Source organism: Sporomusa malonica (assembly GCF_900176355.1).
Classification (GTDB): Bacteria; Bacillota; Negativicutes; order Sporomusales; family Sporomusaceae; genus Sporomusa; species Sporomusa malonica.
This window is the reverse complement of record NZ_FWXI01000004.1, coordinates 194931-208473: the sequence shown is the minus strand read 5'-3', so window position 1 is coordinate 208473 and position 13543 is coordinate 194931. Positions and strand designations below refer to the sequence as shown.

The 13543-nt window shown below is 46.0% G+C and carries 9 protein-coding genes; all 9 read left to right on the top strand.

The features are described from left to right. Positions 1–47 precede the first annotated feature (47 nt). The 9 genes from B9A22_RS06215 (at position 48) to B9A22_RS06170 (ending at position 13066) form a co-directional block, all read left to right on the top strand. Positions 48–593 (top strand): SiaB family protein kinase, encoded by a 546-nt coding sequence (locus B9A22_RS06215; protein ID WP_084574844.1) that lies wholly within the window; start codon positions 48–50, stop codon positions 591–593. A 10-nt stretch (positions 594–603) separates the two neighbouring features. Further along, positions 604–996: a DUF1987 domain-containing protein gene (locus B9A22_RS06210; protein WP_084574843.1), complete on the top strand. Its 393-nt coding sequence runs from the start codon at positions 604–606 to the stop codon at positions 994–996. Beyond that, positions 993–2852: a SpoIIE family protein phosphatase gene (locus B9A22_RS06205; protein ID WP_217805890.1), complete on the top strand. Its 1860-nt coding sequence runs from the start codon at positions 993–995 to the stop codon at positions 2850–2852. The genes B9A22_RS06210 and B9A22_RS06205 overlap by 4 nt, the downstream gene beginning before the upstream one ends. Positions 2853–2873: 21 nt before the next feature. Beyond that, entirely contained in the window at positions 2874–4490 is a 1617-nt protein-coding gene (locus tag B9A22_RS06200; protein ID WP_084574842.1) for a diguanylate cyclase, read from the top strand. 294 nt (positions 4491–4784) lie between these two features. Continuing rightward, on the top strand, positions 4785–6446 hold the full coding sequence (locus B9A22_RS06195) for a ribonuclease J (RefSeq protein ID WP_084574841.1): 1662 nt from the start codon (positions 4785–4787) through the stop codon (positions 6444–6446). A 189-nt stretch (positions 6447–6635) separates the two neighbouring features. After that, a complete protein-coding gene (locus B9A22_RS06190) occupies positions 6636–7160 on the top strand; it encodes a type 1 glutamine amidotransferase domain-containing protein (RefSeq protein WP_084574840.1) in 525 nt (174 codons plus the stop codon). A gap of 609 nt (positions 7161–7769) precedes the next feature. Continuing rightward, entirely contained in the window at positions 7770–9536 is a 1767-nt protein-coding gene (locus tag B9A22_RS06185; RefSeq protein ID WP_084574839.1) for a formate--tetrahydrofolate ligase, read from the top strand. Positions 9537–9882: 346 nt separating this feature from the next. Next, complete coding sequence (locus B9A22_RS06175) at positions 9883–10641, top strand: ABC transporter ATP-binding protein (protein ID WP_084574837.1); 759 nt, start codon at positions 9883–9885, stop codon at positions 10639–10641. Further along, positions 10634–13066: an ABC transporter permease gene (locus tag B9A22_RS06170; protein WP_084574836.1), complete on the top strand. Its 2433-nt coding sequence runs from the start codon at positions 10634–10636 to the stop codon at positions 13064–13066. Before B9A22_RS06175 ends, B9A22_RS06170 begins: the two co-directional genes overlap by 8 nt. Positions 13067–13543: the final 477 nt, after the last annotated feature.

Below are 13543 nucleotides of genomic sequence, written 5' to 3'. Positions count from 1 at the left end.
AGCTGTGGTTCGAGAACCTATTCTTTTTTGAGGAGGTTGTTTTTCTTATGGAATTGAATCTGCTAGACCTTCAAAAATTATTGCAGAACTTCGGTGTGTTAATCAGTTTTTCGGGTCGTTTTACTCAGGCAATTATCGAAGAGTTGGGCGATGCGGTGAAAAAAAATTTAGAAACAGAAGCTACATCGCAGAATGATACATATAATGTCTTTTCTGTGTTTATTGAACAGACACAGAATATTAAGAACTATGGTGCCCAAAAGAGCGGATCTGCTATGGGGGACCGGATAGCCAGCTCTGGTATTGTCGCAATCGGTAAATCAGAGGCTGGCTACTTCGTTTCCTCAGGAAATCTTGTTGAAAATAAGGATATTGCTTTGCTTACGCCAAGGTTGGATGAAGTTGCGACTTTGGATAAGGCAGGATTAAAGAAATTATATAAGGAGCAAATGAAGAAAGATGTTCCACCAGGCAGTACCGGAGCTGGTCTTGGCTTTATTGATATGGCGCGACGCGCTAGCCGGCCATTGAACTACTCAATGGTGAGATTAGATGAACACGTATCATTTTTTACATTGAAGGTCTACGTTTAGGAGGATTGGCATGAAAGGTTTATATGTTGAAAAGACGAAGTCAACACCTGAGATTCAATTTGAGCCCGAAAAGTTTAAACTGCGTATTGAGGGGCAGTCTTATCCCGAAAATGCCTTTAAGTTTTATGAACCAATCTTTGCATGGATAGATGATTACTTACAGCAACTAGAGGCAGAAGTGGTGTTAGAGATATATTTTCACATGCCTTATATCAATACAAGCAGCTCTAAATGTGTGATGATGCTGCTGGAAAAGCTAGAAGACGCATATCAGGCAGGGAAAAAGGTAGCAATCCGCTGGTATTATGACGTGGAGAATGAAACGGCATTAGAATGTGCGGAAGAATTCAGAGAGGATCTAACAATACCTTTTGAGATAAGTTCTGTGGAGGAAGTAAAATGAGTAGGATGAACAACGACTTGGAACCGCAGGTTCCACCTCCTGATCGAACAGGCATTATCCACGACAGAGGAACGATCAAGGTCGTTGTTTTTGCATGCTTTATTATTGTACTGGCAGTAGTGCTCACCGGAGGCATAAGCTATTTTATAACCCGAAATGCTGTAGTGGACAAGCTGAAATCCCGGGATCTCGTATATATTATCGAATCTATATCCGCTAAAATTGACGGTCGCGTTGAACGGGCGAAAGAAACGTCCTTGATCTTGGCAAAAGATCAAGCGATAATTCAATGGATCGCTAGCGCAGAAAAGGATGAGAAATTAGGAGAATATTCCAAAGCAAAGATAAATGAAATTGCTCAAAATTACGACTATGCCAATTCATTTATAGTCAGTGCTATAACCAAGAACTATTGGGCAGAAGGGTCAAAAATAATCAAAGTCATGTCTAAAACAGACCCCAATGCGAGCTGGTTCTATGAGGCACTTAAATCTCGCAAGGCTGTTGATTTGAAGATAGACTACGATAGCGGCAGACGAGACACGTTTGTCTTCCTTAATGCTTTGGTTGGTGATGTAGAGCATCCTATCGCGGTAACCGGTGTGGGGCTCAGTCTCAAAGACATTGCCCAAGAATTCCAGCGGTACAAATTCGGCGAAAAGAGCAATTTGTGGCTAGTAGATAGTAAAGGAAAAATCCATTTGTCAGATGATTTCAGTCACAATGGCAGATATCTCAATGATTTTGTTCCAAGTAGCGTAGTTTCTCAGGTTATTCAGGACAAGGATGACATTTCCTCCAAGCCACAAATCATTGAATACATAGATGCACATGGAGAAACGGTAGATTTGGCCTATCAATCGACAAAATCGACAGACTGGAAAGTCGTGTTCCAAATCCCTCGTAGCGAAAGCATCGCTATCCTTGGTAATATCAAACTTAATACTGCAATTGCCAGCCTAGTAGCACTGCTATTGATGATATTTGTCTTTTATACTGTGTCTCGCCGAATCGCCGATCCCTTAAAACGTGCGCTGCTGCTTACTCAAGAAATGGAAAAACAGGTAAATGAACGTACCCGGGAGTTGGCTGAGAAGAATCAACGAATTATTGATAGTATTGATTATGCAAAAAGGCTTCAGGAATCAATCCTGCCGACGGCAGAGGAGTTGCGGACCATTCTCGGTGACTATTTTATCCTTTGGAAACCTAGGGATATAGTTGGCGGCGATTTTTATTGGGTACGGCGGATTGATGACGACAGAAGCCTGGTTGCGCTGGCAGACTGTACTGGTCATGGCGTCCCAGGCGCCTTCATGACCATGGCCGTGAACTCCATCCTTAATCATATTGTTGATCAAAATCATACAGATCCTGCCGACATCTTGGCAGAATTAAACCGCCGGATGAAGGCGACCCTGCATCGGAACGACCAGTGCCGGATGGTCGACGATGGCTTGGATATTGCTATCTGCTGTATCGAAAAAAACGAGAGATTGACCTTCGCCGGTGCTAAAATCCCGCTTTATATCAAGCGCGGGGATCAGATCCATGTGATTAAGGGGGATAAAAGGAGCATTGGCTACCGCCGTTCAAGCAACGATTTGGAGTTTACCAACCACAGTTGGGAGATTGAAGCGCAGGATAGGTTCTATCTGACAACTGACGGTTATATTGACCAAAATGGTGGGGTTAAGGATTATCCATTAGGCAGGAAAAAGCTGATTCAGGCTATCATCGAGCAGGATGCCAAGCCACTGCCTGAGCAACAAGAAGCCTTTGAAGCGGTGTTAAGCAATTACATGGGAAATGAGTCGCAGCGGGATGACATTACGATAGTGGGATTCTCACTATGACTACAGAAAGGTGGTTTGGTCATGGGCAGAATTAATGAAGAAAGCTTGTTTGAAGCTGAGCAAGAAGCGTTGCAGATAGCCATGGCTGACGTTGCTAATGACCAATACTCTGGCAATGAACTTTTGCCACGCTATAAATCCCTGGTCACCCATTACCAACGGTTGCTGAAAACTACCAAAAAGATTTTTTACATCAGTGACAGCCAAGGCCAGGTCTTGCAACGGCACCAACACGAGATTCAGAACTTGTTGGATAACGCGAATCAAGGTTTTTTGACTTTTGGTCAGGACCTAAAAGTAGACCGGCAATACAGTGCTGAGTGCACAAAGATTTTTGGCAGAAAACTTGCTGGCATTCCAATCGTCGAGCTCCTGGGTCAAGGGAGCAACGTTTCCCAGGAGACATTAGCGGAAATATTGGATCGTACTTTCTCCTGTCCCGAAGACCTCAGACAGCTGGAGTTGCAACAGGTTCCCCACATTTTTCGAATTGGTAATAAAGACATTCGCGTAGAGTGTAAGCTGATATCGCAACCGGATAATGGCGTCGAGCGCACTCTAGTTATGATGATTTTGACAGACATAACCGAGCGGCTGAGAGCAGAAGAACAGATTCGTTTCCTCAGTTATCATGATAAACTAACAGCGCTCCATAATCGTGCCCATGTTGAGGCAGTACTGCCAGAGCTGGAGAAACCGGAATCTTTACCCCTGAGTATTATAATGGCTGATGTGAACGGACTAAAACTGGTCAATGATGTGTTTGGTCATCAACAGGGGGACTTGCTATTAGTCGCACTGGCTAAGGCACTGAAAAAATCATGCCGGCAGACAGATATTATCGCCCGATGGGGAGGCGATGAATTTCTTATTTTACTTCCAAAGACTGACAAGGATGACTGCTTAAAGGTCTGTGAGCGAATTCAAAATAGTTGTAATGAGACGGTAGACTGTGCCATTCCGCTCAGTGTAGCAGTTGGAACGGCAACAAAAGACGCAGGGGTTGCTCACCACGCGGAACTGTTTAGTGTTGCAGAAAATAGGATGTATAATGACAAACTGATAAAAAGTAGGAAAGTACGAAAAAATATTACCGCTAGCTTGGCAGGTATGCTCCAGAACCGCTGCTTTGAGAACAATGGTCATGGCGAAAGAGTGAAACAATTAGCTGTTAATTTTAGTGCCTTTCTCGGCCTTGACCTGGAGGGGCCTGAATTACAACCATTGAATCAGCTTGTTGCGCTTCATGATATTGGTAAGGTTGCTATCCCCACGGAGATATTAGGAAAAGCAGGACCATTGACACCAAGCGAATGGGAGATTGTGAAAAGTCATAGTGAGATAGGTTATCGAATGGCGCAGTCTATCGGTGAGCCGGCTGTGGCAGATATCATCCTTGCGCTCCACGAGCGATGGGATGGTGAAGGATATCCTTGCAGACTCAAAGGAGAGCAAATTCCTTTCTTGGCTCGTATTTTTTCTCTGGTAGATGTTTATGACGTTGTTACTCATGAACGCCCATACAAGGCAGCGATGGATAGAAAAGCGGCTTTAAGAGAAATTGAGTCTGGAATGGGTTCTCAGTTTGATCCAGCGCTGTCCAAGAGTTTTATCGAGTTTATGACCAGGAAGCATTAAAACGTAAAAGCATTTTCCGCTATAAAGCTGGCAATAGAGTCAAAAATTTGCAAATTGGCTAATGGTTGTAATATAATAGAATAACTAGTTAGTGATCGGCGTTAAGTTTAATCATATTGTGCGGATGATAATGTAACGTTGAGTAAAAACTAGGACCTAACGGGGTCCTAGTTTCTAATTTTATCCGATGACTAAGCCGCTCTAAGATTCCCTCTTCTATGAAGTGGGAATTAAGAGCGGCTAAGTCATCGGAAGTTAAGGCTTAGTGAATAAAAATTTTTATGGAGGTTCCTGTTGAACAAGAACGACAAACTTTTAATTATACCACTCGGGGGTCTTGGTGAGATCGGGAAGAATATGACGGTGTTTCGCTACGGTGATGACATTGTTATCCTGGATTCAGGGCTGGCCTTTCCCGAGGAGGACATGCTGGGTATTGATTTAGTCATACCTGATATGAGCTATCTTATTGATAACAAGGATAAAATCAGGGCAGTTGTTTTAACCCATGGCCATGAGGATCATATTGGTTCCTTGTTTTATCTGCTGCGCCAGGTCGATGTACCTGTGTACGGTTCCCGGCTTACCTTAGGTTTAGTGGAGGGGCGGCTTAAGGAATATGATGTATCAGCCCATAATCTCACTCCGGTTGCTCCCGGAGATTCTATCACCCTTGGGCAATTTGAGGTCGGTTTTATCCGGGTTAACCATTCGATTGCCGATGCTTTGGGTATTTATCTAAAAACTCCAGTGGGAACGGTTGTTCATACTGGGGACTTCAAAATAGATCAGACCCCTGTTGATGGTAAAATGATCGACATTCACAAATTTGCCGAGCTCGGGAATCAGGGGGTACTGGTCTTGATGTCTGACAGTACCAACGCCGAGCGTCCGGGCTACACTAAGTCAGAACGAACCGTGAGTGTGGCGATAGATGAGCATTTTCGTGTGGCTAAGGGGCGAATTATTTTAACAACCTTTGCCTCTAATGTACCTAGACTGCAGCAAGCCATTACTTCGGCCTGCAAATATGGGCGCAAAGTGGCGCTGCTTGGCCGAAGTATGGTAACGGTGATAACCAAGGCTCAGGAACTGGGTTACATGACGATACCAGATGGAATCCTGATCGGTGTTGATGAAATCAGCCGTTATCCTGACAACCAGATGGTCATTCTGACGACAGGCAGCCAGGGCGAACCCATGGCTGCGCTCAGCCGGTTAGCATCAAGAAATCATCGTAGTTTAGAATTGGCTCATGGTGATACTGTGCTGATCGCGGCAAGTCCGATTCCTGGCAATGAACGGTCAATTGGCCGAACGATTGACGCCTTACTCAGGGCAGGCATACATGTCGTTTATGAAAAAACGTCAGGAATCCATGTTTCAGGTCATGCCAGCCAGGAAGAGCTTAAGCTGATCTTAAACCTGGTCCGGCCTAAATTCCTCATCCCGGTTCATGGTGAGCACCGGATGCTTAAATACCATGGAAAACTGGCAAATGAACTAGGGATACCTAAAGAAAACGTCTTTATTGGTGAGAATGGCCATGTTTTTGAATTTACTGCAGAGACCGGACGTATGGCCGGTAAAGTAACTGCTGGGAAAATATTTGTGGACGGCTTAGGTGTCGGTGATGTTGGCAATATAGTTATCCGGGATCGGCGTCAACTATCTCAAGATGGCGTATTGATTGTTGTTGTTACCCTCGACAAAAGCCGGGGCTGCGTTCTAGACGGCCCGGATATTGTTTCCCGGGGATTTGTCTATGTACGGGATTCAGAAGCCCTAATTGACGAGTCACGTAAAATAGTAAAAGGCGTTTTAGAGCGGTTTGAAAATCAGCCAATCACCCAATGGGCGCCACTAAAGGCAGGCATTCGTGAAGCTTTGGCTAAGTATCTATTTGCTAAAACCGGACGCAGGCCCATGATTTTACCAATTATCATGGATTTATAAACCGCGAATTAAGTACCAAAAGACCTACAAGCAATTTTTTGCTTGTAGGTCTTTTTTATGCGAACCACCAACCTGTTAAGCATCTGCAGTCTGTGTTGCTTTTTTGAAGAAAGCCACAGTACCTTGCAGGATTTACTATGGCGTGTTAGAAAATGATAGTAAAATAAAGTGTTTAGGGAGGTTGTTCGGATGTCGGCCAAGACGGTAAAAGTTTTGCAGCTCATTGATCATGATTTTGAAGACCTGGAATTGTGGTATCCTGTCCTCAGATTGCGCGAAGCCGGTGTAGAAGTGCACTTAGCAGGTGAAAAGTCACAGGAAACCTATATAGGCAAATACGGCGTGCCTGCAATAGCTGACTGCAGCTTTTTACAGGCAGTTTCCACCGATTATGATGCCTTGCTGGTGCCAGGCGGTTGGGCGCCTGACAAGTTGAGGCGTTATCCTGCAATCTTAAAGCTTGTGCAGGAGTTTAATGCCAGTGAGAAGCCTATTGGTCAGATCTGCCATGCAGGTTGGGTACTTATTTCAGCTAAGATTTTAACAGGCAGGAAGGTTACAAGTACCCCTGGTATTCGCGACGACATGGAAAATTCGGGCGCGATTTGGTTGGATGAGCCAGCTGTTATCGACGGACATATTGTTTCAAGCCGTCGGCCGCCTGATTTACCACAATATATGCAGGCCTTTTTAAAGGTTCTGTTAGGGAAATAATAAAGTAGACTTAGCTTCAGATGGGGTTTAACCCCACCTGGAGGTTAGTCGCCCAACTTCCAGTGAAGCCTCCTAAACTCCCACTTGTTGAAGTGGGAGTCTTAGAGCGGGTTAGTCATCGGATAATATTGAATAACAGAATGGACCTCCGGCCTTAGTAAAAGGTTGGAGGTCCATTTTTATTCAAACGTAAAATTCTGAAAATAAAAAAATTTAATTTATAGGTAGGAATTAGAGGGAGCAATGTAGAATGTGAACAATGGGATTAATTAACAACAATGACACATTGTTACATAGATGGATGGTATTGCTGTCTAACTTGGAGTCGGAAAGTAAAATGCAATGCGGGAATATAGATCTTGTGCTTATTTAAGTATGGAGTAAATTGCATTTTAATTACTCTTAAAGCGTACGGAGTTTAAATTTATCAGAGTTTTTTTGTTTTCCGATTCTAGGTTTTACATTAACAAGTCGCCGGTTACTTTACGGTGACTAATGGAAACAGAATCAAAAAAACTGGGGGGTGTTTGTCAGAATAAGTTCGTGAAATAACGTTGTTGTTTGGATTAAACGATCTGAAAACACAAAAAAAGAGGGGGATATATTTTTATGGCTTGGAATCCTACCGAATTGAAGGACTGGCAGATAGCAGAGTTAGCAGAAGCAGCGGGAGCTATCCCTAGTACCGAAAAGTACATGGAAATGATGGGGCTGCAAAAGGACGAAATAATTCCCTATGGCAAGACTCCGAAAGTTGATTTCCTGAAGGTTATGGACCGCCTGAAAGATAAGCCAGATGGCAAGTTTATTGAAGTAACTGCTATCACTCCCACCCCGCTAGGTGAAGGTAAATCAACTACCTCCATCGGCATTATGGAAGGTTTGGGTAAACGTGGAGTAAACGTTGGTGGCGCTCTGCGTCAGCCTTCCGGCGGACCGACTATGAACGTAAAAGGTACTGCTGCTGGCGGCGGTAATGCACTTTTAATTCCAATGACTGAATTTTCCCTCGGTTTAACAGGGGATATCAATGATATTATGAACGCTCATAACCTGGCTATGGTTGCTATGAACGCTAGAATGCAACACGAAGCCAACTACACTGATGCCGAGTTAGCCAAGAGAGGCCTAAAAAGACTCGATATCGACCCCAAGAATATTGAAATGGGCTGGGTCTTAGACTTTGCTGCTCAGGGCCTGAGAAACATCATTATGGGTATTGGCGGCAAGAAGGACGGCTTCATGATGCAGTCCAAGTTTGGTATTGCTGTTGGCTCTGAGTTGATGGCTATCCTGGCTGTAGCCAAGGATTTAGAAGATATGCGCGAGCGTTTCAAACATGTTATAGTTGGCTATAACAGACAGGGTGAGCCGGTTACCACTGGCGACCTGGAAGTTGACGGCGCTATGGCCGCCTGGATGCGTAACACAATCAATCCTACACTTTGTGCTACTGTTGAAGGTCAGCCCTGTTTCGTTCATGCTGGTCCGTTTGCCAATATCGCCATTGGGCAGTCGTCCATTATTGCCGACCGCGTTGGCTTAAAGTGCTTCGATTACCATGTTACCGAGTCTGGTTTTGCTGCCGATATCGGTTTCGAGAAATTCTGGAATGTCAAAGCTCGCTTAAGCGGCATGACACCAAACGTCTCTATCCTGGTTGCTACTGTTCGCGCCTTGAAGATGCATGGTGGCGGACCTACCGTTGTTCCAGGCCGTCCGTTGCCTGATGAGTATACCAAGGAAAACCTGGGACTGCTCGAAAAGGGCTGCGAGAACATGGTACACTTGATCAACGTGATCAAGAAATCTGGCATCAAGCCAGTTGTTTGTATCAATGCGTTCTACACTGACACCCCTGCAGAGCATGCCCTTGTTAAGAGAATTGCTGAACAGGCAGGCGCTCGCGCCGCTGTATCCGAGCATTGGCTCAAGGGTGGCGATGGCGCTCTGGATCTGGCAGATGCCGTTATGGACGCTTGCAAAGAAGAAGTCAAACTACAGTTCCTGTATCCGCTGGAAATGCCGCTTAGACAGCGTGTTGAGAAGATTGCCACAGAAGTCTACGGCGCCGACGGCGTTGATTGGGCTCCACTAGCTGAGGAGAAAGCCAAGCGGTTTGAGGCTGATCCTAAGTATGCAGACTTCTCCACTATGATGGTTAAATCCCACTTGTCCCTGTCGCATGAGCCGACTTGGAAGGGTGTACCTAAGGGCTGGAGATTGCCAATCAGAGACGTACTTGTCTACGGTGGCGCCAGGTTCCTCTGCCCGATGGCTGGTGCTATCAGCTTGATGCCTGGAACTAGCTCTGATCCTGCTTATCGCAGAATCGACGTCGACGTTCATACTGGTAAAGTTAGCGGTTTATTCTAATAGAATAGTTAAAACAAAAGCCCTGGAAATCAGGGCTTTTGTTTTGCAAAGGAATGGTCTAACCCCGCTTAATGTGGGGTTGGGCCATTCCTTTGCAAAACAGGAGGGTCTATTGAGTCTGGGAAAAAGCTATGATATTATTGTTTGTGAAGTGGAAAATATTTCCCAGGAAAAAGGAGTTATATGCTGCTCATCCATCTTCTACAAGTGGGAGTTTAGGAGGCTGCCCTGGAAGTTGGGCGACTTAGCTTCAGGTAGGGTTAAAACCCCACCTGAAGCTAAGTCTACTTTATAAATTGTATGTAAAACCTGAACTAATAGGGTGTAACCAAATAGGGAGGAAATCATGCTAGGAAAATGGTTATCCGGGCTTATGCGTGTTGATTTACCTCAACCTCGCCCCGCGGCAGCAGCGGTTGAGCTTTTAGCTGTGTTTAAAACGTATGTAACAGGAGCCGGTGAATTTGCGGCGCTAAAAGGGATAGACCTGCAGGTTGGGGCTGGTGAGTTTGTTGCGGTAGTAGGTAAATCAGGCAGCGGCAAATCTACATTGATTAATATGATTACAGGTATTGACCGACCTACCGGCGGCGAAGTATGGGTTGCCGGAACGCCGGTACACACCTTGACCGAAAACCAGATTGCCGTTTGGCGTGGGCGAACAGTAGGGGTCGTTTTTCAATTTTTTCAGTTACTGCCCACATTAACTGTTCTGGAAAATGTTATGCTGCCAATGGATTTTTGCAATATGTATGATCGGTTGGAAAGACCTGAGCGAGCGCTCAAACTGCTGGATCTGGTGGGCGTTAGTGAACAGGCGTTTAAGCTGCCGGCCAATTTGTCTGGTGGGCAGCAGCAGCGGGTGGCTATTGCCCGGTCTTTGGCAAATGACCCGCCGCTCTTGGTCGCTGACGAACCGACAGGTAATCTTGATAGCAAAACAGCCACAGTTGTGATTGATTTGTTTAAAGAGCTGGCCGCCCAGGGAAAAACAATTCTGATGGTAACACATGACAACGATTTGGCTGCCCGGAGCGGACGGATCGTGACAGTCTATGACGGGCAAATAATGACAGCTGCGGCTGAGGGTGGCAGCAATGCTTGACTATGCGCTTGTTTCGCCGCGCTGGCGCAAGGTGTTGGCCGATTTATGGGGGAACAAGCTCCGGACGTTACTTGTTGTGCTATCAATCACAGTAGGGGTATTTTCGGTAGGGATGGTCTATAGTTCTTATCTGATGTTTGAAAGAGATTTGGCTTTAAGCTGGAAGACGGCAGCGCCGGCTAGTGCCAGTGTGTACGCTGATCCGTTTGACGAGGAGCTGGTGGACAGTATTCGTAGTCTGCGCGGTGTGAAAGAGGCCGAGGGACGGCGTAATGTTGACCTCAGGGTGCACACTGCCAATGGCGAATGGCGGCAAATGTTTTTGACAGCTATCCCCGACTATAACGAACAAAAAGTGAACCTTGTTAGAAGTCAAAGTGGTGTCTGGCCGCCTGGTGATGGTGACGTTTTGCTGGAACGGTCTTCGGTGGCGGAGCTTGGGGTGACGACCGGCGGCAGCATTCAGGTGGAAACATCTGCCGGACGCAAGCGAACGCTTAAGGTGACCGGAACAGTATACGATTCCAGTCAGATTCCCAGCCTATTTAGCGGCCGTTCATACGGCTATATCAATATGGATACCTTGGAGAAACTGGATGAAGAGCGGCGGCTTGACCAAGTGAATTTTGTCGTTGAGCCCTGGGTATTACAAGGTAAGGAGACGGCGCCGATTGAAGCGGTAGGCCGCCGGGCCTGGAGTAAGCTGGAACAGGGGGATACGACAGTGTTCTGGCTGCAGGTAAATAAACCGGGTGAGCATCCGCTCCAGGGTATCATCAATGCACTCATTATGCTGTTAACAGTCCTGGGTGTGCTGTCACTGCTGCTAGGTACCTTTCTGTTAGTCAATACAGTATCAGCCATACTAGCGCAGCAGGTTCGCCAGGTCGGCATCATGAAGGCTATTGGCGCACGGCGTAACCAGATTTTGCGTATGTATCTGATTTTGGTAGGTGCATATGGTGTGTTAGCCCTTGCTGTTGCTGCCCCGCTTGGGGCGCTGGCAGCCAGTGCTGTGACAGGGTTTATGGCTCAGGTATTTAACTTTGACTCTGGCGGTTTAGAACTGCCGCCAAAAGTAATTATGTTAGAGGCGGCAGCAGCCATTGTTGTGCCTATTCTTGCGGCCATCTGGCCTGTATGGCGCGGTACAGGAATAACCGTCCGTGAGGCAGTTAGTGATTATGGCCTTGGCAGTGTGGCGGCCAAAGGCCGGCTGGACACCTGGATAGACAAGCTGCTTGACAAGTTAAAACGTCTGCCACGGTCGGTCCTGCTTTCCCTGAGAAATACCTTTCGCCGCAAATGGCGTCTGGCTCTAACCCTGTTGACCCTAACGGTGGCAGGAACGGTATTTATGGCCGTCTTTTCCATTAGGGCATCATTGTATTCTACCTTGGATGATGCATTAGACTATTTTCGTTATGATGTGTCTGTCGGGTTTACTGAAAATTACCGGGCAACAAGAATTGAGCACGAGGTTCTTAAGGTGCCTGGTGTCAAGGCCGCTGAGTCGTGGGGATTTTCATCAGGACGGATACTTAGGGATGAGCGAAAACTATCAGAAGATGATGCCAGTAAAAATGTATTTATTTTGGCACCGCCGGTAGGCACTACGATGATTCAGCCTAAGATTATTGAAGGACGCTGGCTGGTGAGCGGGGATGAGAGTGCACTGGTCGTTAATACCGAGGCATTAAAGGATAGCCCCCAGCTCAAGGTAGGCAGCCCGGCAGTTATTAAAGTTGGTTCCCGCAAGCTAGTGTTTACCGTAGTTGGTATCGCAAAAAGCACATTGACAGGGCCGATTGTTTATGCCCCTTATCCCTGGTTTACCGGAGCCATCCAGGAAGCGGGCGGAGCCAGGTCTGTCCAGATTGTTGCGCAGTCGACCGACCCCCAGGACCAAAGTAATTTAGGCCGAAAGCTTGAAGAGCACTTGAAGAAAAACAACCTGCGCGTTCAGAATGTTGATATTACCTGGGAACAAAAACAGCGCATCAGGTCACAGTTTGATATTTTGACCATCTTTTTATTGCTAATGGCGGTATTATTGGCTGTTGTCGGCGCTCTGGGCCTCATGGGCACGATGGGAATCAATGTGCTGGAACGTACACGCGAGATTGGGATAATGCGAGCCATTGGTGCGTCAGGTGTGGCTATAGGCAAGGTTTTTGTTGTAGAGGCATTATGTATTGGTGTCTTAAGTTGGTTGTTAGGGGCTATTTTAGCGCTGCCGGTAGCAGCTCTGCTTAGCTATCAGGTAGGGGTGCTGTTCTTACAGAGCCCGCTGGCATTTTCATTTAGTTTTCTGGGGGTAGGGATTTGGCTGGCGCTTTCGACTCTATTGTCAGTATTGGCTAGTTTACTGCCCGCATGGAATGCTGCCCGGCTGAGTGTGCGAGAGGTATTAAGTTATGAGTAAACTCGCGATGGTCTTACATCGGAGTTATCAGATAATGTGGTTTTAGAGCGCCTGTTTTATATGAGGAATAGCGCGAGCGCTATTCCTCATCAATTACTAATGATTATTTAAATATTAGAAATTTTTTAAAAAAACAGCCAATAAATAGCAGGAATTTTGCAGTAAACCTAGAAGTATACTTGTGTAGACATGTAGGCAGCCGCGCAAATGCCGATGTGACATGATCAAATTATTAAGGCGAGGAATTGGGGTGATTTTTAAGGGTAGTCGTAATTGGGTTAGCCTACAGAATTGTCCGCTTTCGGTATGGGTTATATGGCAAGCTACGATGCAGGGTTATGGTTGCGGGCGATTAATGGCTTGTGGGAGCCGGGGATAATAATTACGGCAATTCTTTAGAAATGCCGCAGATGCTTAAGAAATTTTATCCGATGACTAACCCGCTCTAAGACTCCCATCTTCTACAAGTGGGAGTTA

Coding starts and splice junctions, on each gene's coding strand:
- B9A22_RS06215 (WP_084574844.1), top strand. CDS start 48: ATGGAATTGAATCTGCTAGACCTTCAAAAATTATTGCAGAACTTCGGT.
- B9A22_RS06210 (WP_084574843.1), top strand. CDS start 604: ATGAAAGGTTTATATGTTGAAAAGACGAAGTCAACACCTGAGATTCAA.
- B9A22_RS06205 (WP_217805890.1), top strand. CDS start 993: ATGAGTAGGATGAACAACGACTTGGAACCGCAGGTTCCACCTCCTGAT.
- B9A22_RS06200 (WP_084574842.1), top strand. CDS start 2,874: ATGGGCAGAATTAATGAAGAAAGCTTGTTTGAAGCTGAGCAAGAAGCG.
- B9A22_RS06190 (WP_084574840.1), top strand. CDS start 6,636: ATGTCGGCCAAGACGGTAAAAGTTTTGCAGCTCATTGATCATGATTTT.
- B9A22_RS06185 (WP_084574839.1), top strand. CDS start 7,770: ATGGCTTGGAATCCTACCGAATTGAAGGACTGGCAGATAGCAGAGTTA.
- B9A22_RS06175 (WP_084574837.1), top strand. CDS start 9,883: ATGCTAGGAAAATGGTTATCCGGGCTTATGCGTGTTGATTTACCTCAA.
- B9A22_RS06170 (WP_084574836.1), top strand. CDS start 10,634: ATGCTTGACTATGCGCTTGTTTCGCCGCGCTGGCGCAAGGTGTTGGCC.